Origin of the sequence: Nonomuraea sp. NPDC050478 (genome assembly GCF_044458265.1) — a bacterium.
Taxonomy (GTDB): Bacteria; Actinomycetota; Actinomycetes; order Streptosporangiales; family Streptosporangiaceae; genus Nonomuraea; species Nonomuraea ferruginea.
The window spans coordinates 113,593-137,289 of record NZ_JBITHT010000011.1 but is presented as its reverse complement, the minus strand read 5'-3'; the positions used below and the strand labels follow the sequence as shown (position 1 = coordinate 137,289).

Genomic DNA, 23,697 nt, shown 5'->3' with positions numbered 1-23,697 from the left:
AGGTCAAATCTCGCAGCCGACCAGCACCGGCTCGTTGACCAGCGTGACGCCGAACTTCTCGCGCACCCCGTCGCGCACCTCCCTGGCCAGGGCCAGCAGGTCGCCGGTGGTGCCGGCGCCGTCCGGGTTGGTCAGCGCGAGCGTGTGCTTGGTGGAGATGCGCACCGGGCCGCGGGCGTAGCCCTTGGGGAAGCCCGCCTGCTCGATCAGCCACGCCGCCGGCACCTTGACCAGGCCGCCGGGCAGCTCCCAGCTCGGGTGGCCGGGCGCGCGGGCGGCCAGCTCCGCCGCCTGCTCCGCGGTCAGGACCGGGTTGGTGAAGAACGAACCGGCGCTGCGGGTGTCGGGGTCGCCGGGGTCGAGCACCATGCCCTTGCCGCGGCGCAGCTCCAGCACCGCCTCGCGGGCGCGGGACAGCGGCACGCGGGCGCCGGGCTCGACGCCCAGCCGGGTGGCCAGCTCCTGGTAGGCGACCGGCCCGGACATGTCGGTGAGCTCCAGCGCGTACGTCACCGACAGCACGACGTAGCGCGACAGGTCGCGCTTGAACATGCTGGTGCGGTAGGCGAACCCGCACTGGCGGGCCTCCAGATCCTCGACCTGCTGGGTGCGGCGGTCGTAGGCGCGCACGCACCGGACGGTCTGCGCGATCTCCTGGCCGTAGGCGCCGACGTTCTGGATCGGGGTGGAGCCCACCAGGCCGGGGATGCCGGCCATGCACTCGACGCCGGACCAGCCCTCCGCGACCGTGCGGGCCACCAGCGGGTCCCAGTCTTCGCCCGCCTCGACCGTCACGAGCACCTGCTCGCCGTCACGGGACACCCGCACGCCCTTGGTCTCCACCCGGACGACGAGCCCGTCGAAGCCCGCGTCGGACACCACGAGGTTGCTGCCGCCGCCGAGGACCAGCGTCGGCCGCGCGGCGCGGTCGGCCTCGGCCACCAGGGAGACCAGTCGCTCGGCCGTGTCGGCTTGGACGAAGTCGAGGGCGGGACCGCCCAACCCCAGCGTGGTGTACGGCGCGAGCATCTCCATAGGGGTCTAGCTTAGGAGGGTTCCAGCATCCTGAGCACCCGGCCGTGGTTACGGTGTGACTCCTCCAGCCGGTAGTCGTCGGCCACGGCGTGCACGCGCTCCTGCCGTACGGGAAGGCGCGTGCGGGGCACCACCAGCTCGCCGCGCAGGCGCAGAGACAGCTCCAGGTCGGCGTCGGCTCCGTAGCGGGCCTGTTCGGGCAGGGCCGCTACGGCGGCCGAGCGGCGCACCGCCATCAGGTCACCGGTCAGCGCGGGCACCTTGCCCGGCCCGGCCTCCAGCCACTCGGCTCCGCTGTCCGGCCTCTCGGCGCCCGGCGGCTTGCGGCCCTTCCACCCGGCGGCCACCGCGCCTTCCTGCACGGCGGCGATCAGCGGCGTGAGGGCGTCGCCCACCAGGACCACCGAGGTGTCCATGAACACGTGCACCTCGGCGGTGTCCAGCTGGAGCAGCTTGGCCCTGGCCGCGCCCCAGGTCGCGGTGCCGCCGAGCCAGTGCGGCGTCTCGGCGACGTGCCACACCCGCACCCGGTCAGGCTCGCGCCCGGCCAGCACGTCCAGCACGTCGCCGGCGCCTTCCACGTTGCCCAGGTCGAGCGCCAGCACCGTGCAGCCGGTGTACGCCAGCACCGACTCCACGCAGGCGCGCACGTCACCCGGCCAGCCGTCCACCAGGAGGCCGACCGAGGCGGTCACGTCCTTGGTCTCCACCCGCTGCCGCTCGGCGTTGACGCCCAGGTCGTCCATCCGGTTGGTGGCCAGCGTGCCGTCCCACACCCGCTGCGCGTGCAGCATGTCGTCGCCCGGGTCGCCGTGCTGGCCTGGATCGCCGGAGAAGCCGAACTCGGCCGCGGGGTTGCCGCGGGCGCCTTCGCGGCGGCGGCCCTTGGTGCCTGCCGTGCCCACGCCCGTGGCGCGTGCGGGGGTGGGCACGGCGGCGCCGCCGGCGGTGTCGCGGCCGGTGCCGCTCGCGCCGGCGATCTCGTCGGTCCTGGCGGGTCTCAGGTGGGCGGGCGGCCGGTCGTCCGTGACGGCCGAGACGGGAATCGACTCAACAGTTGGCCATGCTTTCTTACTCATGACCGTCACGCGTACCCGAGAATCGGCCGCCTAGGCGAGCCGCACCACGGCCCTCGCCTTGGACAGCACCCGGGCGTCCCCCGATCGGGCGGTCAGCGCCACCACGACCTTGCCGTCGTCGAGCTTCTCCTCCACGACGCCGCTCACCGTGATCGTCGCGCCCTCGTCGTCGTCGGGCACGACCACCATCGACGAGAACCGCACCCCGAAGTCGACGACCGCGCCCGGGTCGCCGGCCCAGTCGGTGACGAACCGGCCCGCCTGCGCCATCGTGTACATGCCGTGCGCGATGACGTCGGGCAGGCCCACCATCTTGGCGAACCGCTCGTTCCAGTGGATCTGGTTGAAGTCGCCGGACGCTCCCGCGTACATGACCAGGTTGACCCGGCGCACGCGGTAGTCGACCGGCGGGATCTCCTGGCCCACCTCGACCTCGTCGTACTTCACCGTCGCCGTCATGTCAGGCCGCCCCTCCGCGCTCGACGATCGTGTTGTACGTGGTGCAGACCGGCTCGCCGGAGACCGTCGTGACGTCGCTCCTGACCGTCAGCAGCTCGTTGCGCCCGGCGGTGCGGATGTCGGTGATGGTGGCGGTGGTGACCAGCTCGTCGCCCGCGTAGACCGGGCGGAGATACTCGAAACGCTGCTCACCGTGGACGACCATGGCGAAGTTGAGCCCCAGGTCGGGGTCGGCGAGCGCCTCGCCGCCGCCCCGCAGGCTGAAGACGATCGGGAAGGTGGGCGGGGCCACCACGTCGGGGTGGCCGGCGGCCCTGGCGGCGTCCCTGTCGTGGTAGATCGGGTTGTCGTCGCCGATCGCCGCCGCGAACTCTCGGATCTTCACCCGGCTGACTTCGTATGGAGTGCTGGATGGGTAACTGCGCCCCACGAAGTCACGGTTCAAGGCCATCGATGCTCCCTCGCATGTCTCACCGGACGCGCTGTTGAGCAGAAGGTAACAGAACAAGGTTCGGCTGTCGCTGCCGATGGCCTGCTTTTTGCCGCCCCCCGGACATGACAAACCGGCGCCCGGAGGGACGCCGGTTGTGCGCTCTATGGAGGCCGGGAGTGACCGCCCCTGACGAGAACTAGCGGGTCTCGCGGTGCGCGCGGTGGCAGCGGCAGTTGGGGCAGTACTTCTTCAGCTCAAGCCGATCCGGGTCGTTGCGCCGGTTCTTCCGCGTGATGTAGTTGCGGTGCTTGCACTCCTGGCAGGCCAGCGTGATCTTCGGCCTAACGTCGGTGGCAGCCACTTGGGAGTGCCTTTCTACGTTCGGGACATGGACATGCCCGGACCCAGGCCGGGTGACCTGGGTGAGGGCAGTAGCGGAGGCCGGACTTGAACCGGCGACACAACGATTATGAGCCGTTTGCTCTGCCTGACTGAGCTACTCCGCCTTTGAAGCCGGAAACGACCCGGCCCCGTAGAGGATACCCGACCCCGCGAGCGTCTACGTCACTCGCCTGGTCAGGCGGGGTGATGCAAGTATGCCAAAAGCACCCCCGGCGACACAAAGCAAAAACCCCACCGTGGTGGGGTCTGTCGCGGGTGGAGCCCCCAAACGGAATCGAACCGTTGACCTTCTCCTTACCATGGAGACGCTCTGCCGACTGAGCTATAGGGGCCTGTCCGGCGCTGCGGACAGGTGTAACCATACACGGCACTCAACGATGATGCGAACTCGTTCGGGCCGTCTCCCGCCCGGTTTTCCGGGGTCGCTCGGGCAGCGCGATGACCTCGCAGAGATCGGCCAGATCGACGTGGCGCGCGACCTCGGAGACCGACGCGCACTCGGCGACGAGCCGGCCGTTGCGGCGCACCCTCAGCACCTGACGCCCGGCCCGCATGCCGAGCACGATCTCGTACCCGTCGCTCCCGACCCATCGCCTGTCCATAGCGGCACACATTAGCCTTCGGGTCTCTCAATTTCCCCCGAGACGACAGGCGTAACGGGATCAGTAGCGGTAGAACCCGAGGAATCCGGGCACCTTCGCGATGTCGTCCACCCGGACGATCGCGCCGGTCTCGGGGGCGTTCATCATCCGCCCGAGGCCCAGATAGATGCCGACGTGCCGGGTCCTGAGCCGTTTCTTCTTGCGTTCGCCGAAGAAGACGAGGTCACCCGGCACCGGCGACCGGACCTGGCGCATCCGCCGTACGTGGTCGTCGGTGTTGCCCGGCCCGAGCACGTCCGCGCCGTGCGCGAGCGCGTACACCCAGCGCGTGAGCCCGGAGCAGTCCAGCCCCCGCGTCCGGGTGGCGGGGCAGGGCTTGATCCTGCCCGTGTAGCCGGCGCAGGTGCCCGTGGAGGGGCCGGGGCGTTCGGCGTGGCCGCCGCCCCAGGAGTAGACGATGCCGTGGCGCTCGATCTCGTACGCGATCGCGACGATCCGGGGTAAGACGTAGTGCTTGATCGGGGCGGAGGCGGTGACGACGAGCAGGACGAGCGCCATGGCGAGCAGAACTCCGCGCCTCCCCGACACCCGTGCCTCCCTCGTGATGCCGGTTCAATCCTGCCTTATGGGGCTATCTGGCGCTTAGCTTGACCGCCACGGTTCCGACAGTGAACCGGATGCCGACCGTGCCCTTCTTCTTGCGGGGCTTGGTGGTGAAGGCGAAGGTCCTCTTCTGGCCGCGCCTGAGCTCGTCGATCGAGCAGCGGATCGCGGTGCCGCTGAACGTGCAGCCGGTGGGCGCCTTGACCACCCGCTGCCCGCCGAACGTCCGCCCGGAGACCTTGACGTCCGTGACCGGATGCGGCCCGGTGTTGGCCACGGTCAGCCGGTAGGTCGTGCGGCTGACCGTCTTGCCGGAGACGGTCACCTCGGCCGGCGGGTTGGCCATCGCGGCCAGCTCGGACTCGGAGCCGTTGAACGCGTTCTGCCCGCCGGGCAGCGGGCCCTTGTCGGCCGACTGCCAGAACGTGTGCTTCTGCCATGCCTTGGGCAGCTCGCCCGGGTCGGCGCCCCACCGGGCGATCCACAGCGGGCTGGACTTGGCCGCGGTGCTGTCGCCCGTGCAGGTCCGCCACCAGCTCGTGGTGGTGTAGACGATCGCCTGACGCCCGGTCCTGGCCCGGTAGGTCCTGGTGAAGTCCTTGATCCAGGCGACCATGTCCTTGGCCGACAGGCCGTAGCAGGCGTTCTTGCCGTTCCTGTCCTGGTACGGGTTGTCTTCGAGGTCGAGCACGCCGGGCAGCGTCCGCCCGTCGGTGAGCCAGTTGCCGCCGTTGCGCACGAAGTGCTCGGCCTGCGCGGCCCCGCCCGACTCGTGCGGCTGCGCGAAGTGGTAGGCGCCGCGGACCAGCCCGGCCGCCGCCGCGCCGTCGAACTGCGCGGTGAAGCGCGGGTTGACGTAGTCGCCGCCCTCGGTGGCGTGCACGAAGGCGAACTTGGCGCCGCCCGACGCCGCCGCCGACCAGTCGACCTCGCCGGTCCAGTTGCTGACGTCCACCCCCGCGACCCCGTCCGCCGCCTGGGCGCTCTGCGCGCCCAGACCGACTGCCGCCACCACCGCGATGAGCACCAGACGCTTCACGTGGGTGATAGTCGCAAAAAATCTTTACATGTACGGAGAAATCGCACTTCAGAGGCCGAAAAGTTATCCGTCATCGCCATCCGAACCACGTGACGTTTCCGCAGGTCAGAGCCGTATATGAACGTGATGTTCACGTTTGCCAGGACCGCTTTCCCGGGCTGACACTTGAGCCGCTCCCATCCGACACCCCCCACCACCAGGGGTTTCTTCGCCATGCCCGGAGGAAGGCACCATGATCCACACCCGGGGTCTGACCCGCGTGTTCTCCCTGAAGAAGAAACAGACCGTCGAGGCCGTACGCGGCATCGACCTGGACGTCGAGCCCGGACAGCTCGTCGCGTTCCTCGGCCCGAACGGCGCGGGCAAGTCCACCACGCTGCGGATGCTCACCACGCTGCTGCCGCCGACGTCCGGCACCGCCACCGTCGCCGGCCGCGACGTGGCGCGCGACCCCGCCGGGGTGCGCGCCAGGATCGGCTACGTCGGCCAGCGGAACAGCGCCGGAGAGAACTTCCGCATCGGCGACGAACTCGTCACCCAGGGCCGCTGCTACGGCCTGACCAGCGCCGAGGCCCGCCGCCGGGCCGGCGAGATGATGGAACTGCTCGACCTGGGGCCGCTGGCCGCGCGCAAGCCCGGCACGCTCTCCGGCGGCCAGCGCCGCCGCCTCGACATCGCCCTCGGCCTCGTCCACCGCCCCGGCCTGCTGTTCCTGGACGAGCCCTCGACCGGGCTCGACCCGAAGAGCCGCGCCGAGATCTGGTCACACATCCTGCGCCTGCGCGAGACGTACGGGACCACGCTCTTCCTCACCACCCACTACCTCGAAGAGGCCGACAGCATGGCCGAGCGGGTGATCATCATCGACGACGGCCGGATCATCGCCGACGGCACGGCCGAGCGGCTCAAGAACGACCTGGCCGGCGACCGCGTCACGCTCACCACGCACACCGCCCAGGACGCCGGGCGGGCCGCCGCGCTCCTCGGCGGCGCCGCCGAGGGCGTCACCGTGCGGCTGCGCGCGGCCTCCGCGACCGCCGCCCTGCCCGAGCACCTGCGCACGCTGGAGGCGGCGGGCGTCAAGGTCGCCACCGCCGAGACCGTCCGCCCGACCCTCGACGACGTGTTCCTCACCCTGACCGGGAGAAGCCTCAGCGATGACGACCTTCCTGCGTGACACCGTGACCGTGTTCCGCCGCGAGTTCACGCCCGCGTGGCGGGAGCCGGTGGGGCTGATGTTCGAGATGGGGCAGCCGCTACTGTTCCTGTTCCTGTTCGGGGCCCTGCTGGACGGCGCCGTCGGGGCGTCCTGGCAGTGGTTCGTGCCGGGCATCCTGGTGATGATGTGCCTGACCGGGCCGATGGCGGCCGGCTACTACGTGCTGATGGAGCTGGTCGGCGGCTCGATGGAGCGGATGATGGTGACGCCGCTCGACCGGACCGCGATGCTGGTCGGCAGGACGATGAAGGAGATGGCCGTGCTGTTCGCCCAGGCCGTCCTGATCATCGTGCTGGCGCTGCCGCTCGGGTTCGAGCCGCACCTGGCGGGGGTGGCCGCCGGGCTGGCGCTGCTGATCGTGTTCGGGGTGGGGCTGGGCGCGCTCTCGTTCGTCCTGGCCGTCAAGTCGGCGCCCGACGGCACCCTGTTCTACACGGTCACGCAGGTGCTGCTGTTCCCGATGCTGCTGCTGTCGGGGGTGCTGCTGCCGCTCGACTCCGGTCCGGACTGGCTGCGGGTGGCCGGCGGGCTCAACCCCATCACCTACATCGTCGACGCCGAGCGCGCGCTCTTCTCCGGCCAGGTGCTCGGCCTGCCGGTCCTGTACGGGGCCGCGACGGCGGTGGCGGTGGCCGCGCTCGGCCTGTTCCTGGGCAACCGGACCCTGCGCCGGGGCGTCTGACCGGTGCAGCTCACACGGCGCGGGCCCTTTCGATGTCCGGCCCCCGGTAGGCGTGCTCCGGGATGCGGGCCAGCGTCGAGTCGTGCACCTGCGGCCCGAGCCCGTACAGCTTCTGGAAGCTCATGATCAAGGGCCGCCACCGGTCCGGGTCGACGTGGTCGTCGGCGCCGTCCTTGCGGATCTCGTCGTGCACCCACACGCGCTGCACCCGCACCTCGAAGGTGACGATCCCGCCGTCGCCCACCGGGTGCTCGACGACCACCACCGCTTCCATGCTCACCGGGCACTCGGCCACCCGGGGCGGCGCCACGGTCTCGCTCGCCACCGGCGTCAGCCCCGCCCGCTCGAACTTGGCGGGCACGTACCGGTAGCCCCGCTCGCGCTTCCCCGGCGGCACCGGGTCGGCGCCGGTGGTCAGGGCGAGCCGGTCGACGGCGGGGGCGAGCTCGTCCGAGGGCAGGTTCAGCACGCACTCGCGGGTCCGCGTCATGTTGCGCGCGGTCTTGGACCGCCTGCCCAGCCCCAGCACGCCCCGCCAGCCGAGCCAGAACGCCGACGACATCGGGGCCAGATTGGGCGTGCCGTCCTCGTTCACGGTGGAGATCAGCACGACAGGGGTGCCGAAGTAGAGGATCGACGGTTCGATACGGGTGTGCTTGGTCACGGACCACACTTTCGCGCCTGCCGGGGTCCCGGCACCGGCGGCAATCGGACCTGTCGACCGGCCTTGACCGGTGTAATGTCGCCCCATACACCATGGAGGCCGCTGGATGCATGCACCGTTCGCCATCACCAGTGAATACTTCGGTGACACGGCGGTCATCAGCTTGATCGGCGAGCTGGACACCACCCGGTGCCCCCAGCTGGACGAGGCGCTCGGCGCCAGCCTGTCCGGGGGGCGGATCCATCTCGTCGTCGACACCGCCGAGCTGACCTTCTGCGACTCGATGGGCCTGCGCACCTTCCTCGACTACGTGGAGAGGGCCAGGCAGGCGGGCGGCTGGCTGCGGATGGCGGGCGTGCGGGGGGTGCTGCGGCGGCTGCTCGACGTGACGGGCGTCTCCGCCGTCGTCCCCATCGACCCCGACGTCCCCACCGCGCTGCGCGCCCGCCTGCCCGGCGGCGACGCCCTCGGCCTCTGACGGCTCACGAGAGGTCCGCCCAGAACGCGTCGTGGTCGCTGTACGACCCCATGCTGATCGTCCCGGTCCTGACGAAGCCGTGGCCGCTGTCACGGGCGATCACGTGCTGGCGGTTGCCGTCGCTCTTGCGCGTGTAGCCGCTGCCCAGGCAGCGCTTCAGCGCCGCCTGCTCGGCCGGCCTGTTCCAGCGCAGGTTCAGATCACCGGAGACGATCAGCGGGCCCCTGCCCGCCAGTTTCCTGCCGCCGCTCATCAGCTCGCGGCACTGCGCCTCGGCGACCGCCACCGTGCTGACCGACAGGTGGCCCGTGCAGACGGTGAAGGCGGGCTCCTTCCGGCAGCCCATCACCCGCCGCTCGCTGCTGCCGTCCTGCTTGGTGAACCGCTTCTCCAGCCGGTACGCGCTGTACGGCTTGCGCAGCGGCGCCTCGGTCAGGATCGCCGAACCGTAGGAGCCGCCGCCGTTCCTGGAACCACCGCACGTGTACTTCGCGGAGTTCTTGTACACGGTGAAGAACGAGTCGCCGTCGAGGCCGAGCCGGATCTTCATGGAGGCGAGGTCGGAGGAGCACACCTCGTTCATCACGACGACGGACGGTCGCGGGTTCAGCGATTTGAACACCGACACGACCTTGCTCATCGTCCTGGCGGCCCGGGTGCCGTCGGGGCCCGGCTTCTCGCCCCAGCAGGGTGCGTGCCCGCTGTTGCACAGGTTGAACTGGAGCACGCGCACCGGCCGGGCCGCGGCCTCGGCCGACGCCGGACCGGCGAAGCAGGTCGCGGCCAGCAGACCGGCGGCGAGGATCCTCAGGCTGGCGTGACGTGGCAAGACGCACCCCTCTCGTCCCGGTGAAGGTTTCCAGGCACCTTAGTGAGCCGGGTTATCGAAGCCCTAAGCGAAACGGCGCTAAGGGAATCGATAACCCGCCTCCCTAACGTCTCCGGGGCACCTATCACCCCTGATGGAGGAGGACTCCTCTTGCGTCGCACTGCCGTGTCCGTCGCCGCGCTCGTCGCCATGACGGGCCTTCCGGCTCCGGCCCACGCCGCCACCGAGGCGCTCGCCTCGCGGCCGTTCTTCCAGCTCCCGTTCGCGTGCGGCACCAAGGTCTTCACGGACTCCGCCGGATCCCACGCCGGTTACGTGGACAAGGCGCTCGACATGTATCCGAACACCGACAACCCCTACTCGGGCGGTTACAGCGCCGACGGCTGGGAGGTGCGCCCCGCGGTCGGCGGGACGGTGCGGTATCTGTCCGGCAGCACGACCAACACGATGTACGTCGAGCACAACAGCACCTGGCGCACCATGTACGCGCACATGAAGAACCGCGTCAAGAACGGCTCCAAGGTCACCCGGTCCACCGTCATCGGCCGCATCGGCAGCGTCGGAACCGGCAAACCCCACCTCCACTACGAGCAGCAGCAGAAGGTGAACGGGACCTGGCAGCTGGTCAAGCCCTACTTCAACGGCAAGAACCGCTCGCTCGGCAGCGGCGGGCGGCAGATCCTCACCAGCCACAGCTGCACGCATCCGAAGCCGACGGTCTGGTGCCGGTACCGGGCCGAGAAGGCCGTCAACAAGCGTTCCTGGGCGGGCACGAAGTACGAGTCCGAGGGCAAGCTGACCAAGGGCACCGTGTACGTCTTCGGCTACAACGGCTACGGACGACGCCGCACCCCAGGCCGGAGGCGCAAGCCCGGTTCCACGGTCTGGCGCAGGTTGAAGAGCAGCGGCGGCGCCGACGGCCAGGGCCCCTTCGTGAGCGGGAACCACCTGAAGTACCTCGGCGGCGGGACGTCCTGCCCCGCCTGATCTCCGGGCGTTTAGCGGATCGATAACGAGGTTCCTCTACGATCGATCGGGGGTTTCGGTTCGGCGAGCGGGTGTGCCCTGCCGTCGTCGCCTGCAAGACCGATCTCGATCATGGCTCAGCTGGAGTTTCTCGTCCTCGGACCGCTGGAGGCCGGCGTCGCCGGGCACCCTGTCCGGCTCGGCGGGTCGCGGCGCCGTGCGCTGCTGGCCGCCCTGCTGCTGGAGACCGGCCAGGCGGTGCCGGTGGACCGGCTGGCGCGCACGGTCTGGGAGGACCGCCGGCCCACGTCGGTACGCACCCAGATCTCCATCCACGTCGCCGCTCTCCGCAAGGCCGTCAAGGCGGCCGGAGGCGATCCCGGAGTAATCGTCACCGAGCCGCACGGCTACCGGCTCGACGCCGAAGGGGTACGGGTCGACGCGCACGAAGCCGAGCGGCGGATCGCCGAAGGGCGCGAACTCGCCGCGGCCGGGCACCCCGACCAGGCGGCCGACCTGCTCGGACAGGCGCTGGCCCTGTGGCGCGGGCCCGTGCTGGCGGGGCTCGACACCACGGCGATCACGGCGTGGGCGCGCCGCCTGGACGCGGTCCGGCTGGCGGCGGTCGAGGAGTGGGCCGGGCTGGAGCTGGCGTGCGGCCGGCCGCGCGAGGTCGTGGAGCACCTGACCGGGCTGGTCGACGACCATCCCCTGGACGAGGGGCTGCGCGAGAAACTGGTGCTCGCCCTGTCGCACGCCGGGCGCCAGGCCGACGCCCTCGCCTGCTACCACCGAGGCCGCGACCTGCTGCTACAGGAACTGGGCCTGGAACCCGGCCCCGGACTGCGCCAGGCCCAGCACAAGGTCCTCCGCGGCCACCCCGTCCCACCGACGCACTTACCGCGACCCGCCCCAGCGCGGCAGGCGCAACCGCCTTACAGACCACCCGCCACGCAAACCGAACTGGCGTGGCGCGAGCAGCCGCCGCACGACCAGCCGCAGGCCAAGCCTGCGCAGCCCACGCAACCTCCGCACAACAGACAGTCGGACACGCAGGCCGAGCCGGCGTGGCGCGAGAGGGTGCCGTACGACCGGCTGCCGGCCCATCCCGCGGGAGCGGCACGACCGACTCGCGACCAGCCGCAGGCCAAGCCGTCGCAACCACCGCACAACAGACAACCCACCGAGCCCGCGTGGCGCGAGGGGGTGCCGCACGGCCGGCTGTTGGCCCATCCGACGGGGGCGGTATGGCCGGCTTGTGATCTGCCGCAGGTCGCGGTGGTGCGGCCTGCGCAGTTGCCGCCGCCCGTGCGGGGGTTCGTCGGGCGGGCGCCGGAGTTGCGGGCGCTGGATCGGCTGCTCGCCCAGGACGGGCCGCGGGTGGCGGTGGTGAGCGGGATGGCGGGGGTGGGGAAGACGGCGCTGGTGTTGCGGTGGGCTCATCAGATGGCCAGCCGGTTTCCGGACGGCCAGCTCTTCGCCGACCTGCGGGGGTATGACGCGGGCGGGGAGCCGGTGCCGGCGGGAAGCGTGCTGGAACGGTTCCTGCGCGCGCTCGGCGTGGGGGTGCCGCCAGATCCGGCGGAACAGGCCGCGGCGTTCCGGAAGGCGCTGGCCGGGCGGCGGGCGCTCGTGGTCCTGGACGACGCCGGATCGGCGGAGCAGGTGCGGCCCCTGCTGGTGGACGCGCCCGGCTGCCGCGTGATCATCACCGCCCGCCGCCGTCTCGGCGAAACAGCCCTGACCGTGCCGATCAATACGCCCATGGACGCGCCCGTACCCGCCGCCGAGCCCGTAGCCACCGCCGACCCCGCCCCCGTGCCCATCGATGTCCCCGTCGATGTGCTTCCCGTACCCGAGTGCGTGGAGTTGCTCGGTCGGGTGGCCGGGAGCAGGCGTGTGGCGGACGAGCGGGAGGCGGCCGAGCGGCTGGCCGGTCTGTGCGGCGGGCTGCCGCTCGCGGTGCGGATCGCGGCGGCGAAGCTGGCGCGGCAGCCGCGGTGGCCGCTGTCCGGCCTCGTCGGGCTGCTCGCCGACGAGCGCCACCGGCTGGACGAGCTGGTCTGCGACGGCCTGAGCGTACGGGACAGCATCGCCCTGTCGTACCGCGAGCTGCCGCCCGAGGCGGCGCGGCTGTTCGACCGGCTGGGGCTGGTCGAACAGCCAGCGGGCTTCGGCCCGGACCTGCCCGGCGTGCGGCAGCAGGACGACCGTACGGGCGCGCGACCCGAGCTGCTGCGGCAGCTCGCCCACGCGCAGTTGCTGCGCCCGCCGGGCGGGCCGAGCCGGCCGCACTACCGGTTCCACGAGCTGGTGCGGCTGTTCGCCAGGGAACGCGCCGCGACCGCCGTTCGATGACGTCTTGAACGCTTGCCGCCTCCGCCACCCCTCCCGTTACGATCCATCAAGGGAGGAGTCGATGTCCGGCCCAGTCGCTTTCCAGATCCTCGGCCCTCTGCGCGTCGAGGTCGCCGGCCGCGCCGTCGCCCCCATCGGGTCGCGCGCCCGTACGGTCCTGAGCGTCCTGCTGCTGCACGCCGGGCAGAGCGTCACCGCCGAGCAGCTGGTCGCGGCGCTCTGGACGGACGGCGCCCCGCCCCCGACCGCCCGCACCCAGCTCCACATGCTGCTCTCCCGGTTGCGCAAGACGCTGCTCGGCCACCCGGTGATCGAGACCCGGCCGGGCGCCTACCGCATCGACACGCGGGTGGCGCGGCTCGACTCCCATCACGCTGAGCGGCTCATCGAGGAGGGCCGCCGGCTGGGCGATCCCGCCCTCTACCGTCGGGCGCTCGCCCTGTGGCGCGGGCCCGTGCTGGACGGTTTCGACCACGCGGAGGTGCGGCGGCTCGAAGAGCTCAGGCTGACCGCCGTCGGCGAGTGGGCCGCGCTGGAGCTGGGCCGGGGCTGCCCGTCGCGGGTGGCCGAGCGGCTCGCGCCGATGGTCGCCGACCTGCCGTACTACGAATCGCTCCGCGCCCAGCTCGTGCTCGCGCTCGACCGGCTGAACCGCCGTCAGGAGGCGCTCCACGTGCTGCGCGAGGGCACGCGGCTGCTGGACCGCGAGCTCGGCCTCGAACCGGGGCCGGAGCTGCGCCGCGCCGAACAGCTCGTACGGGGGCGCACCCCGGCGCAGCTTCCTCCGGCGGTGGCGGCGTTCACGGGCCGTGACGGCGACGTCGAGCGGCTGTGCGGGCTGCTGACGGACGGCGGCGAGCACGTGGTGGCCGTCTCGGGCCCGGCGGGCATCGGCAAGTCCGCGCTGGCCGTCCAGGTGGCGCACCGCCTGGCCGGTCTCTTCCCCGACGGGCAGCTCTACGTCAACCTGCACGGGTCCACCCCGGACACGGAGCCGGCGGCCACCGCGGAGGTGCTCGGCAGGTTCCTCCGCGCGCTGGGCGCGACGGTGCCCGCCGACCAGGAGGAGGCCGCCGCGGCGTTCCGCTCGATGACGCACGGCAAGCGGCTGCTCGTCCTGCTCGACAACGCCGCCGGCCCGGAGCAGGTGCGCGACCTGCTGCCGGGCAGCGCCACCTGCGGCGTGCTCATCACCAGCCGGCGGCTGCTCGGCTCCGTCGACGCCGCCCGCCATCACCCGGTCGAGGGTCTGCCGCCGGACGAGGCGGTCGCCCTGCTCGGCAGGCTGGCCGGGACCGCCCGCGTCGGGAGCGAGCCCGAGGCGGCGGCCGAGATCGCCGAGCTGTGCGGGCGGCTCCCGCTGGCGCTCACCATCGCGGGGGCGAAACTGGCCGGGCAGCCGGACCTGAGCGTGCGGGCGCTGGCCGGGCGGCTCGCCGTCGAGCAGCGCAGGCTGGCCGAGCTCGCGCTGCACGACCAGGCCGTGCGCACCAGCTTCATGGTCAGCTACCAGGACCTCGGCGACGCCGCGGCGGCCCGGCTGTTCCGGCTGCTCGGCCTCCTGGACGTGCCCGACGTCGGCGTCCCGGTCGCCGCCGCGCTGGCCGGTCTGCCGGAGCAGCGCGCGGCGGTGCTGCTGGATCGGCTCGCGGAGAACCAGCTCGTACGGTCCGACGTGCCCGGCCGGTTCCACCTGCACGACCTGCTGCGGCTGTTCGCCAGGGAACGCGCCGCCGAGGAGGAGACCGGGGCCGACCGCACCGGCGCCGTGCGCCGCGCCCTGCACTGCTACGTGGCCACGGCCCGGCACGCCACGCTGGCCGTCGAGCCGACGATCGGCTGGCGGATCGACTTCCTGCCCGGCTCGCTCGACCACCCCGGCGTCCCGCTCGGCTCGCGCGACGAGGTCGACGAGTGGATCGACGCCGAGACGGACAACCTGGTCGCCGCGGCCCGGCAGGCCGCCTCCGGCATCGCCCCCGAGGTCGCGCCCTACCTGTCGGCGTGCCTGAACGCCCCGCTCGAAGGCCGGGGCCGCCGGCGCGAGCAGCTGACGCTCGCGTACATCACGCGCACGGCCGCGCGTCTCACCGGCGACCGCCGTCACGCCGGGCTGGCCGACAACGACCTCGGCTGGGCGCTGCACTGGCTGAGCAGGGCCGAGGAGGCGCTCGCCTGCTTCGACCGCGCCCTGCGCGCCTGGGCCGGCTACGACGCCGGGACCGCCCTGGCCCTGCACGGCCGCGGCGTCGTGCTCCGCGTGCTCGAACGGTACGAGGAGTCGCTCGAATCCCTGGAGCGGGCCCGCGCCGCCTGGCACCGGCTCGGCCACGCCCGTCAGGAGGCCGGCTGCCTGACCGGCGTCGGGCTCACCTGCCAGCGGCTCGGCCGCCATGACGACGCGGTCGCCGCGCACGAGGCCGCCATCGGCCTGGCCCGCGACTCCGCCGCCCGCGTCACCGAGGTCATGGCGCTGGGCAACCTCGGCGAGGCGCACCGCCTCGCCGGCCGGCGCGAGGCCGCCGCCGCCTGCTTCACCGAAGCCCTCCGCCTCGACCGGCTGCGTGGCCTGTCGGGCACCTACTGGGAGGCCGAACACCTGTGGGGCCTCGGCCGCGTCCGCGGCGACCGCGCCCTCCTGAACCGCTCGGCCGCGATCCTGCGCGACCTCGACCTCATCGACGACGCCGAGGCCGGAGCCATCGCCACCGGCCCCGCGCCGCGAACCCCGGCAGCCATCGCCGACCAGCTGTGACCAGCCGGATGCAAGATCACTCCAAGTGGCGTCCCCTAGCGTCCCTGCCATGAAGAAGACCTATGTCATCGGTGGGGTCCTGGCCTTCCTGATCGCCGCGGGCGGGCCGGCGCAGGCGTCCGCCGGGATCCACTGGGGGCCCGTCAAGTCGGCGGCGGGACATTCCGGCCACGCCACGGCCGACGTCTGGATCACCGACTTCAGCGCCGAGACGTTCGTCGTGCGCGGCACGCTCTCCGATCGCGACAGGCACTCCGGTCACTGCGCCTACGTCCGCGCCCGCTTCCACTACGCGGGCGGCGGCACCGGATGGAGCCGGCCCCGCTCGACCTGCGCTGCCAAGACGCCCTTCCGGCTGTCCTCCGACGGCGAGATCAAGCGCGTGGACGTGCGGGTCTGCCTGTACGACCGCGCCCTGCGCAAGACCTTCAAGTGTCACGCCGACGCGATCAAGCCCGAGATCATCGCGAACTGGCCCCGGTGACGGGCGGTTCGTCGAGCAACGGGGTGAGCGTCTCCCAATTGGCGCGGGTGGCCGCGGCCGCCCCCGCCACGTCGCCGGCCGCGCACAATTCGATGATCCGGTCATGCTGAGCGACCGACTCCCGGCCGCTCAGTGAGGAGAAGCGGAGCCGCTCCAGGCGGCGCAGCACCGGCGTGAACCGTTCGAGGACGTCGCGGAGCGCGTCATTGGCGCTGGCGGTGACCAGCACGCCGTGGAACTCGTCGTCGGCGGCGAGCGCCGCGTCCACGTCGTCGCGGCGCAGGGCGTCCGCGAACCGCGCGTTGGCCGTGCGCATGGCTTCGAGCTCGGTGGCGGAGAGGTTCGGCAGCGCCTCGCGGACGGCGAGCTCGTGCATGGCGGCCGTGACCGACTGGGCGTCACGGCAGGCGCGGGCGTCCAGAGGGCTGACGATCGTGTAGCGGCCGGGTTTGGTCCTGACCAGGCCCGCCTGCTCCAGCCGCGCGAGGGCCTCGCGCACCGGGGTCCGGCTGACGCCCAGCCACTCGACCAGGTCGGTGTCGTTGAGTCGCTCACCTGGGGCCAGCGTGCCGTCGACGATCGCGTCACGGATCGCCCGGTAGGCGTCTTCCCGAAGCAGCGACCTGGAGACGAGTCCGCGACCCTGTGGCACCGGCATGCAACATATTGCACAGGCACGCTGCGATCACTGTCAAACAGGGTCAGCGGGACAGGGGTGCGCAGTCGTGCCGCGCACGCCGATCGTCAGGGCTTGTCCATCACGCATCGATCATCCGTTCGAGAAGGGTGCGGACGGCGTCGAGGTCCACCGCCTCGGGGGCGACGCGCCATTGGGCGTGGACGCCGATGACCGCCCCCACCAGCAGGACCGTGAAGGCCTCCGCGGAGGCGCCCGCGGGGAGGGCCTCGGCCGGTATCCGCGCCTGGACCCCCTGCCGGAGGGCCGCGTGGAGCCGCGCGTACTGCTCGCGGATCGGCGAGCCGTCCTCCACGGCCTCGGCCAGCAGCGTGATGAACAGGCGCGCGGCAGGCAGGCGGACGAAGTCCATGACCTGGTCGAGCGGGTCGCCGACTTGCTCGTCGAAAGCGGTGAGCACGGTCTGGAGCTGGTCGTCGAGCACCGCTTGCAGCAGGCCCAGCTTGTTGCCGAAGTGCCAGGGGATGGAGCCGCGGCTGATGCCGGCCTTGTCGGCGATGTCGACGAAACTCGTCTGCCGGTAGCCCTTCTCGGCGAAGAGCTCGGCGGCGGCCGCCACCAGCAGCCGGCGGCTCTCCTCGGTCCTCTGGATACGTCGCGTGGCCATGCGGTCCATCCAACCAGCTACGCCGGATGACATAGCGAATGTCAATTGACATATCCTGTGTTGGTCAACACAGAAGGGTTGTGCGATGGACTTCGGAAAGCTGCTCCGCTGGGCGGGCGGGATCATGGTCGTGATGGGTGCGGGACACCTGGCGGTGCTGGCGACCACCGCCTGGCCGGACGTCGCCGGCTGGGTGGATCGGGGGATGTGGGCGGCGGTCCCGCTCCTCGCGGACAGCCCTGCGGTCGAGTCCCTGCGGAACAAGGTCACCTTCTGGGGCGGCCCGGGAAGCTTCGGCGTGCCCCTGATCCTCCTGGGATCACTGACCTGGCACCTCGCCCGGCGCGGGGTGGCCGTGCCCGCCGGGATCGGCTGGGCCCTGGCCCTGTGGTGCGCGCTGGGCGGCGTCCTCCTCGTACCGTCACCGTTCTTCGCCGGGATCGTCCCCGGGATCCTGATCGTTCTGGCGGCGCGAAAGACGAGCTCCCCCGCTAGGAAGGCAGATTGAGCGGGGTGGTCAGGATCAGGTCCCAGTCGTGCTCGGAATGGTCGATCCAGCCGATCATCGGTCGGCCGCGCGCGTCCAGGGTCATGGCGAGGGCGTCGCCGAGGGCGTACCGGCCCTTCGCCACCGGCGTGTGCGTGCAGCGGGTTCCCTCACAGGTGGCCACGACGATCCGGTTGTCGTCGACGTCCTGGTAGGCCACCAGCGCCCGTCCTTCCCCGTCCACCACCAGCGCCGGGGGCACGCGGAAGCGGCCGGGGCCGGCCAGGACGACGGGGTCGGACTGGGAGCAGCTCAGATTGCGGCAGTCGAGCATCCTGATCGATCCATCGGCCGAGTCGCGGTAGGCGATCAGCGGCCGGCCGTCGTCCCTGACCACCATGGTGGCGCCGGCTTCCCCGCCGACCTCGTCGAACCCCCAGGTCCAGCCCCCGTGGACCAGCCGTTCCACGTGCACCTCGGCACAGTCGGACTCCTCGCAGGTGATCAGGGAGAGAGAGCCCGCGTGCTCGTCGAAGCGGAGGACGACGGGGCGGTTCGTCGGTCCAGCCCCGACGACGAGGCCGTGCTCCTGGTACGCGGAGGTCCTGGATGGAAGCCTGGCCAGCTCCTTCGTCCACGGGTCGGCGCAGACCGGGTCTTCGCAGAAGGTGACGGACAGGACCTCACCGTCGCGCTCCGGCAGCTCCCGGACCTGGGCGATCATCAGGCCGTCGTAGCGCCCCGGCGCCAGCGCGACGCTCCTGCCCTCGTAGACCGACATCTCCTCACCGATCGGCCGGGGGCTTGGGACGCAGCCGCGGGCGTCGCAGAGCATCAGCCCTAGCCGGACGCGCCGGTCATCGCCCTGCCCTCGCTGCGACCAGGTGCTCACGGCGATCCGGCCTTCGTGGAGCCGGGCGCTGGACGACGCGATGTCCTCGTCCGCGCCGGCGGGCTCGGCCCAGCGGAACCCGGTACGCGGGCAGCCAGTCGCGGAGCAGGTCAGCAGCCTCGCCAGGCCGAAACTGTCCATGAACATGATCAGTTCGTCGCCCCGGCCCGCGTACATGGCCTTCAGATCCGTCTCCCGCAGCCCGGGTCTCGGCTGAGGAGGGACGTCGTCGCTCGTCCAGGTGGCCGTGACGACCGTCTGGGTCACCTCCAGCCAGCCGAACGGGTTGACCAGCAGCGTGGCCGCGAACAGCGACCCCGGCAGCAGCAGCGCCGCGAGCACCGGCACCGGCCTGGCCGGGCTCGCCGCCCCGCTCCCCGGCAGGTTCTCGACGACCCGCTCGAACGCCTCGGCCGTACTCCGGTGTGCCAGCCTGTTCAGGTACAGGCGCGCGATCACCGTCGCCTGGAACGCGGGGATGACCAGGGTGAGGGCGGAGGTCGCCACCCCGTACCCGAGCACGCTGCCCGACGCGGCCCACTCCACCGCCCACTCCACCCCCCGCTGGGCCGCCGCGGGGAAGACCAGCACGCCGAAGGCCAGGGTCAGCGTGCACGACCAGAAGCCGCCTGCCGTCGGCTCGCCCCTGCCCGCCAGCCGGTAGGCGCCGGCGAGCGCGCGCCCGGCGCTCCGGCCCTCCAGCGTCACGATCGCCACGGCCAGCAGGCTCGGCAGCGCGAGCACCGCCAGGGACGCCATCACGAGAACGGCCCACAGCAGCTGTCCGGTCCACATCAGCATGCCGAACCCGGCCACCGCGGTCGCCGTGAACACCACGACGCCCAGCAGCGCGAGGAGCATCATCGCGGGCAGGTTCCGCAGCGCGGCGCGCATCGCGTCCGGCGTGGCGACGGGCCTGCCGGTCAGCAGGCCGACGGCGATCACGACGGTGGCGGGCAGGACCACGGCCTGGCCGGCCAGCGAGGCGAGCATCACCGCCGCCGCCCACACCAGCAGCGGCCTTCCCGGCGTACCGAGCAGCTCGAACGAGCCGTCGACCAGCACCGCCGACTCGTCCACCACCAGCGCCAGCCCGAGCAGCGCGACCAGGCTGATCGGCAGGAACACCAGCGCGGCGGGCGCCGCCAGCCTGATCAGGTGTCGCGCCGCGGTGCCGTAGGCCCGCCAGATCACCCCGTCCCGCCGCGCGACCGTCATGGCCTGGACGTGGGGGGCGGGCGCCTCTTGAACAGCCTCGGGCATGGACGCCTCCAGCGAGCAGCGGGGATCGCTTGACGGCCAAGAGCGTAGGATCCGCGGCCCGCCCATTCAGGGCATCCAGCCCATTCGGCATCAGTCCAGGCAGAACTCGTTGCCCTCGGGGTCGGTCATCACGATGGTGCCGGCGGTCAGCGGAAGATCGGGCTCGTCACGCCGTACCCTCTTCGCGCCCAGCGCGACGAGCCGGTCGCACTCGGCCTCCAGCGCCGCCATCCGCTCCTCCCCCTGCAGCCCGGGAGCGGCGCGCACGTCGAGGTGCACGCGGTTCTTGACGACCTTGTCCTCCGGCACCTGCTGGAAGAACAGCCGGGGGCCGTGGCCGTCCGGGTCCTCGACGGCCGACCTGGTGTTGCGCTGGTCCTCCGGGACGCCGGCCCGCGCGAGGAAGTCGTCCCACGCGGCCAGCGGGTCGGCGCCCTCGGGCAGGTCGACGCCGGGTGGGCCGGGGTGGACGTAGCCCAGGACGTCGCGCCAGAAGGACGACAGCGCCCGCGGGTCGTGGGCGTCGAAGGTGACCTGGATATGGCGGCTCATCGGATCGCTCCGTTCGTCGTGGTGGTTCGAGTCCATGCTGTCACCCTCTGGAGGACAGGATCGGTCCGCTATCTGACAGGGTGGGCGACATGGCCGGTGACGAGCGGAGCACGACGGAGCGGGTGCTAGCCCTGCTGGGGCTGCTGCAGCAGCGCCGGGTCTGGACCGGCCCCGAACTCGCCGACCGGCTCGGGGTCACCTCGCGGACGGTACGGCGGGACGTCGGGCGGTTGCGTGCCCTCGGCTACCCGGTGCACGCCGGGCAGGGCGTCGGGGGCGGCTACCGGCTCGGCCCCGGGCAGGACCTGCCGCCGCTCCTCCTCGACGACGAGGAGGCGATCGCCACCGTCGTCTCGCTGCTGGCCGGCGCGGGCGGCGCGGTCGCCGGCGACGCCGCGCTGCGGGCGCTGACCAAGCTCGACCGGGTGCTGCCCACGCGGCTGCGGCACGAGGTGCGCGCGCTCTCCGGGTCGGTGGAGTCCTTCGCCGCGGGCCGCGCGCCGGTCGACCCCCAGGTGCTCATGACGCTGGCCGGGGCCTGCCGCGACGAGGTCGAGGCCGGCTTCGGCTATCCGTCCGGGGGCCAGGTGCGCCGGCGGCGGGTCGAGCCCTACCGCCTGGTCGCCTCCGAGCGGCGCTGGTATCTCCTGGCCTACGACCTCGATCGCGACGGCTGGCGCAGCTTCCGTCTCGACCGGATGACCGGCGTGTCCGCCCGCACCTGGCGCTTCCGCCCGCGCCCCGCGCCGGACGCGGCCTCGTACGTGCAGGAGGGCGTGGCGAGCCGGGTCTACCCGCACCGGGCGCGCTTCCTCGTCCACGCGCCCGCCGGTACGGTGCGCGCCCAGGTCCCGGCGTCGGCCGCCGTCGTACGGCCGCGAGGGAGCGGACGCTGCGAGGTGATCAGCGGCGCCGGCAGCCTCGACGCGGTGCTCATGCACGTGCTGCTGCTCGGGCACGACTTCGAGGTGCTCGACCCGCCGGAGCTCGCGAGCCGCTGTCGCGTGCTCGCGGAGAAACTGCTGACCGCCGGCGCACCGGCGTCGGACCACTAGGGAGGAGCGCGCGGTGACGAACGCGAGGGAGCCCGACTGGGCGTACGTGGGCAGGTCGCTGCTCAAGGTCCTGGCCGTCACCGCGGCGCTCTGGCTGGCCCTCGTCGTGGCCGACCGGGCCTTACCGCTGTTCGTCGAGACCGGCGACGAGCGGATCGCCCAGGTGTACGGCACGGCGGCGCGCGTCGCCAACCCGGACGAGCGCATGCACGGCTACCTCGATCGCGGCAGCCTCCTGACGACGACCTACACGCTGTGGGGAGAGCCGCGCGGGGCCGGTCCCGGCGAGGGCGGCACCGATTACGAGATCGTGGAGGACGTCTTCGGAACAGTCCGGGCGCCCCAGCTCGACGGACCCTCCGGCAGCCTGGCCGACGCGATCGACTCCGTGGAGGCGGACCCCGACGGCGTCTCCGGGAAGGCGGCGGAGACGTCCCGCGACATCATCGACGGGCTGCCGCGGACGCTCGACGCCGTGGCGGTCGTGGACTTCGCCGACTCCGTGACCGCCGGGCAACTCGTCGCCTTCAACCGGCGCCACAAGATCTGCGGAGGAGAGGACGTCTCCTACATCTACTCGCCGTCCTACTTCGACGACTCCGGTGATCCGCCCTCGCTCAACGCGGTCGTCTGGAACCGCGACATGGCCAACCACACCTGGGAGAACACCACCTATCAGTGCGAGACCGAACCCGAGGCGGCGCTGGCCGCGTACCGCGAGTGGGTGGGGATCCTCGACGAGAGCGACGACCTGGACGCGTTCGAACTGACCCGCGGGTGGCTCGTGACGGCGGCCGAGGAGGGCGTCGTCCACGGGCTCGTCGTCGACCGCTGGAAACTCGCCGACCTGCGCGAGCTCCTCGACGACCCGGTGGTCGAGGCGGTCCATCTCGCCGACGTCGCCTTCGACTTCGGCGCGGAGTGACCACATCACCGGCGGTTTCTCGGGTAGGGCTGCGTTCCAGGGCTCTGTGTGCATCCGGGGGGAACACATGGTGACAGGGCAGAAGCCGGCGAGCCGGCTCAGGGCGGTGCCGCCGCGCCTGTGGATGGCGCTCGTTCTGCTGATCCTGGCGGTGGTGTTCATCGTGCAGAACCAGCAGGACGCGACCATCCAGCTCTTCATGATCGTGCTGGTCGCCCCGTTGTGGATCACTCTGGTGGTCTGCACCGCGATCGGGATGGTCATCGGCGCGCTGATGGGCCGCCGGGGCGGATGAAACAGGTCACAGGCGTCGGCCGACGGTGAGGACGGCTGACCAGTGGCGGGTGAGCCGTCCGTCAGGGCGGGCGGCGAGGAGGCGGCGGATCTGCCGGTAGAGATGTTCGCGCTTGTCCGGCTCCATGGCGATGTGGCCGGAGAACGTGTCGAGCAGGGCGAGATACTCGTCCGCCGTGTAGCGCAACGCCCATACGTAGAGCTTCGTCCCGACCACCGTGAAATGTCCGGAGGCGTCGAACTCGGCGGCCATGGGGTCGTCCTGCTCCTCGGGCGTCGGCCCGGGCCACGGGCCGTCGTGGCCTTCGCCGATCTCTTCGTAGGTCTTCTGGATCTCGGTGAAGAACGGGTCGAAGTCCGACGGCATCGCGTGGTCGGCGTTCCACACGGCCAGGTGACCGCCCGGGGTGAGGAGGGAGGCCGCCTTGGCGTACTTGACCTCCGGGTCCACCCACTTCCAGGCCGTGGCCGCGTACACGAGGTCGAAGCGGTCCCGCGGCTCCCAGTCCTCGAACGACGACGTGATGACGGAGACGCCGGAGAATCCGGCGAGCCGGCGTCGCGCCTCGGCGGCCAGGGCGGCGCCGAGTTCGACCGCGGTGATCCGGAACCCCATCCGGGCCAGCGGCAGCGTGGCCTTCCCCGGGCCGCAGCCGACTTCGAGCAGGTGGGCGGAGGGGGTGACCCCGGTGACGTCCAGCAGATCGGCGTAGAGCTCGGCGGGGTAGTCGGGGCGTGCGTCCTGGTAGGTGGCGGCCGCCCGGTCGAAGGTGGCTCGGAGATCGCGGGACATGCTCCCCATCCTGGCAGCGCCGCGCCGGTGACCGGGAGTGGCCGG

Annotated in this window: 26 protein-coding genes and 2 tRNA genes; 11 read left to right on the top strand and 17 right to left on the bottom strand. The window is 72.0% G+C overall.

Annotated features, from left to right (window positions below; genetic code table 11):
• Positions 1 to 3: 3 nt before the first annotated feature.
• The 10 genes from ACIBF7_RS41210 to ACIBF7_RS41165 all read right to left on the bottom strand — a co-directional run bounded on the left by ACIBF7_RS41210 (position 4) and on the right by ACIBF7_RS41165 (position 5,652).
• Positions 4 to 1,035: a UDP-N-acetylmuramate dehydrogenase gene (locus ACIBF7_RS41210; RefSeq protein WP_397199559.1), complete on the bottom strand. Its 1,032-nt coding sequence runs from the start codon at positions 1,033 to 1,035 to the stop codon at positions 4 to 6.
• An 11-nt stretch (positions 1,036 to 1,046) separates the two neighbouring features.
• Positions 1,047 to 2,114: a hypothetical protein gene (locus tag ACIBF7_RS41205; RefSeq protein ID WP_397199558.1), complete on the bottom strand. Its 1,068-nt coding sequence runs from the start codon at positions 2,112 to 2,114 to the stop codon at positions 1,047 to 1,049.
• A gap of 30 nt (positions 2,115 to 2,144) precedes the next feature.
• The gene (locus ACIBF7_RS41200; protein WP_148036547.1) at positions 2,145 to 2,573 is read right to left on the bottom strand and encodes a MaoC family dehydratase; all 429 of its coding nucleotides are present in this window, start codon (positions 2,571 to 2,573) and stop codon (positions 2,145 to 2,147) included.
• Between the two features lies 1 nt (position 2,574).
• The gene (locus ACIBF7_RS41195; RefSeq protein WP_271280083.1) at positions 2,575 to 3,024 is read right to left on the bottom strand and encodes a MaoC family dehydratase N-terminal domain-containing protein; all 450 of its coding nucleotides are present in this window, start codon (positions 3,022 to 3,024) and stop codon (positions 2,575 to 2,577) included.
• A 178-nt stretch (positions 3,025 to 3,202) separates the two neighbouring features.
• On the bottom strand, positions 3,203 to 3,367 hold the full coding sequence (gene rpmG / locus ACIBF7_RS41190; protein ID WP_019632658.1) for a 50S ribosomal protein L33: 165 nt from the start codon (positions 3,365 to 3,367) through the stop codon (positions 3,203 to 3,205).
• Between the two features lie 71 nt (positions 3,368 to 3,438).
• Positions 3,439 to 3,512 (bottom strand) — tRNA-Met (locus ACIBF7_RS41185).
• A 152-nt stretch (positions 3,513 to 3,664) separates the two neighbouring features.
• Positions 3,665 to 3,740: transfer RNA gene (locus tag ACIBF7_RS41180), tRNA-Thr, on the bottom strand.
• 39 nt (positions 3,741 to 3,779) lie between these two features.
• A complete protein-coding gene (locus ACIBF7_RS41175) occupies positions 3,780 to 4,010 on the bottom strand; it encodes a transposase (protein WP_148036545.1) in 231 nt (76 codons plus the stop codon).
• Between the two features lie 60 nt (positions 4,011 to 4,070).
• Positions 4,071 to 4,598, bottom strand: a complete 528-nt coding sequence (locus ACIBF7_RS41170; RefSeq protein ID WP_397199557.1) for a C40 family peptidase — start codon at positions 4,596 to 4,598, stop codon at positions 4,071 to 4,073.
• 43 nt (positions 4,599 to 4,641) lie between these two features.
• Positions 4,642 to 5,652, bottom strand: coding sequence for a GH25 family lysozyme (locus tag ACIBF7_RS41165; protein ID WP_271280085.1), 1,011 nt, complete (start codon positions 5,650 to 5,652; stop codon positions 4,642 to 4,644).
• Between the two features lie 232 nt (positions 5,653 to 5,884).
• Between ACIBF7_RS41165 and ACIBF7_RS41160 the strand changes: the two genes are divergently transcribed.
• Positions 5,885 to 6,829 (top strand): ATP-binding cassette domain-containing protein, encoded by a 945-nt coding sequence (locus ACIBF7_RS41160; RefSeq protein ID WP_397199556.1) that lies wholly within the window; start codon positions 5,885 to 5,887, stop codon positions 6,827 to 6,829.
• On the top strand, positions 6,810 to 7,553 hold the full coding sequence (locus tag ACIBF7_RS41155; RefSeq protein WP_397199555.1) for an ABC transporter permease: 744 nt from the start codon (positions 6,810 to 6,812) through the stop codon (positions 7,551 to 7,553). Before ACIBF7_RS41160 ends, ACIBF7_RS41155 begins: the two co-directional genes overlap by 20 nt.
• A 10-nt stretch (positions 7,554 to 7,563) precedes the next feature.
• Here the strand turns inward: ACIBF7_RS41155 and ACIBF7_RS41150 are convergent, their stop codons facing one another.
• Positions 7,564 to 8,217: a flavin reductase family protein gene (locus ACIBF7_RS41150; protein WP_261809052.1), complete on the bottom strand. Its 654-nt coding sequence runs from the start codon at positions 8,215 to 8,217 to the stop codon at positions 7,564 to 7,566.
• A 106-nt stretch (positions 8,218 to 8,323) separates the two neighbouring features.
• Between ACIBF7_RS41150 and ACIBF7_RS41145 the strand changes: the two genes are divergently transcribed.
• Positions 8,324 to 8,695 (top strand): STAS domain-containing protein, encoded by a 372-nt coding sequence (locus ACIBF7_RS41145; RefSeq protein WP_148036540.1) that lies wholly within the window; start codon positions 8,324 to 8,326, stop codon positions 8,693 to 8,695.
• Between the two features lie 4 nt (positions 8,696 to 8,699).
• Here the strand turns inward: ACIBF7_RS41145 and ACIBF7_RS41140 are convergent, their stop codons facing one another.
• The gene (locus ACIBF7_RS41140; RefSeq protein ID WP_397199554.1) at positions 8,700 to 9,524 is read right to left on the bottom strand and encodes an endonuclease/exonuclease/phosphatase family protein; all 825 of its coding nucleotides are present in this window, start codon (positions 9,522 to 9,524) and stop codon (positions 8,700 to 8,702) included.
• Positions 9,525 to 9,674: 150 nt separating this feature from the next.
• On the opposite strand from ACIBF7_RS41140, the gene ACIBF7_RS41135 reads away from it, so the two are divergent.
• The 4 genes from ACIBF7_RS41135 to ACIBF7_RS41120 all read left to right on the top strand — a co-directional run bounded on the left by ACIBF7_RS41135 (position 9,675) and on the right by ACIBF7_RS41120 (position 16,087).
• Entirely contained in the window at positions 9,675 to 10,511 is an 837-nt protein-coding gene (locus tag ACIBF7_RS41135; protein ID WP_397199553.1) for a M23 family metallopeptidase, read from the top strand.
• A gap of 111 nt (positions 10,512 to 10,622) precedes the next feature.
• Complete coding sequence (locus tag ACIBF7_RS41130; RefSeq protein WP_397199552.1) at positions 10,623 to 12,848, top strand: BTAD domain-containing putative transcriptional regulator; 2,226 nt, start codon at positions 10,623 to 10,625, stop codon at positions 12,846 to 12,848.
• Positions 12,849 to 12,909: 61 nt separating this feature from the next.
• Positions 12,910 to 15,603 (top strand): BTAD domain-containing putative transcriptional regulator, encoded by a 2,694-nt coding sequence (locus ACIBF7_RS41125; RefSeq protein ID WP_397199551.1) that lies wholly within the window; start codon positions 12,910 to 12,912, stop codon positions 15,601 to 15,603.
• Positions 15,604 to 15,652: 49 nt separating this feature from the next.
• Positions 15,653 to 16,087, top strand: coding sequence for a hypothetical protein (locus tag ACIBF7_RS41120; protein WP_148036534.1), 435 nt, complete (start codon positions 15,653 to 15,655; stop codon positions 16,085 to 16,087).
• Here the strand turns inward: ACIBF7_RS41120 and ACIBF7_RS41115 are convergent.
• Both ACIBF7_RS41115 and ACIBF7_RS41110 read right to left on the bottom strand, forming a co-directional pair.
• Positions 16,065 to 16,745 (bottom strand): GntR family transcriptional regulator, encoded by a 681-nt coding sequence (locus tag ACIBF7_RS41115; RefSeq protein ID WP_271277680.1) that lies wholly within the window; start codon positions 16,743 to 16,745, stop codon positions 16,065 to 16,067. The two genes, ACIBF7_RS41120 and ACIBF7_RS41115, sit on opposite strands and share 23 nt — an antisense overlap.
• A 100-nt stretch (positions 16,746 to 16,845) precedes the next feature.
• Positions 16,846 to 17,391 carry a TetR family transcriptional regulator gene (locus ACIBF7_RS41110; protein WP_364232842.1) on the bottom strand — a complete coding sequence of 182 codons (546 nt, stop codon included), beginning with the start codon at positions 17,389 to 17,391 and terminating at the stop codon, positions 16,846 to 16,848.
• 85 nt (positions 17,392 to 17,476) lie between these two features.
• Here ACIBF7_RS41110 and ACIBF7_RS41105 point away from each other — a divergent pair, with 85 nt between their 5' ends.
• The gene (locus ACIBF7_RS41105; RefSeq protein ID WP_397199550.1) at positions 17,477 to 17,899 is read left to right on the top strand and encodes a DUF6463 family protein; all 423 of its coding nucleotides are present in this window, start codon (positions 17,477 to 17,479) and stop codon (positions 17,897 to 17,899) included.
• Here ACIBF7_RS41105 and ACIBF7_RS41100 read toward each other — a convergent pair.
• Both ACIBF7_RS41100 and ACIBF7_RS41095 read right to left on the bottom strand, forming a co-directional pair.
• The gene (locus ACIBF7_RS41100; protein WP_397199549.1) at positions 17,883 to 20,033 is read right to left on the bottom strand and encodes a hypothetical protein; all 2,151 of its coding nucleotides are present in this window, start codon (positions 20,031 to 20,033) and stop codon (positions 17,883 to 17,885) included. The two genes, ACIBF7_RS41105 and ACIBF7_RS41100, sit on opposite strands and share 17 nt — an antisense overlap.
• Before the next feature lie 90 nt (positions 20,034 to 20,123).
• On the bottom strand, positions 20,124 to 20,585 hold the full coding sequence (locus ACIBF7_RS41095; RefSeq protein ID WP_148037262.1) for a VOC family protein: 462 nt from the start codon (positions 20,583 to 20,585) through the stop codon (positions 20,124 to 20,126).
• 89 nt (positions 20,586 to 20,674) lie between these two features.
• Between ACIBF7_RS41095 and ACIBF7_RS41090 the strand changes: the two genes are divergently transcribed.
• From ACIBF7_RS41090 to ACIBF7_RS41080, 3 genes are all read left to right on the top strand, one after another.
• Positions 20,675 to 21,640 carry a helix-turn-helix transcriptional regulator gene (locus ACIBF7_RS41090; protein WP_397199548.1) on the top strand — a complete coding sequence of 322 codons (966 nt, stop codon included), beginning with the start codon at positions 20,675 to 20,677 and terminating at the stop codon, positions 21,638 to 21,640.
• 13 nt (positions 21,641 to 21,653) lie between these two features.
• Positions 21,654 to 22,565 carry a hypothetical protein gene (locus ACIBF7_RS41085; protein WP_271277685.1) on the top strand — a complete coding sequence of 304 codons (912 nt, stop codon included), beginning with the start codon at positions 21,654 to 21,656 and terminating at the stop codon, positions 22,563 to 22,565.
• 67 nt (positions 22,566 to 22,632) lie between these two features.
• Positions 22,633 to 22,860, top strand: coding sequence for a LapA family protein (locus tag ACIBF7_RS41080; RefSeq protein WP_148036527.1), 228 nt, complete (start codon positions 22,633 to 22,635; stop codon positions 22,858 to 22,860).
• Between the two features lie 6 nt (positions 22,861 to 22,866).
• Here ACIBF7_RS41080 and ACIBF7_RS41075 read toward each other — a convergent pair whose 3' ends face one another.
• The gene (locus ACIBF7_RS41075; protein ID WP_271277686.1) at positions 22,867 to 23,652 is read right to left on the bottom strand and encodes a trans-aconitate 2-methyltransferase; all 786 of its coding nucleotides are present in this window, start codon (positions 23,650 to 23,652) and stop codon (positions 22,867 to 22,869) included.
• Positions 23,653 to 23,697 lie beyond the last annotated feature (45 nt).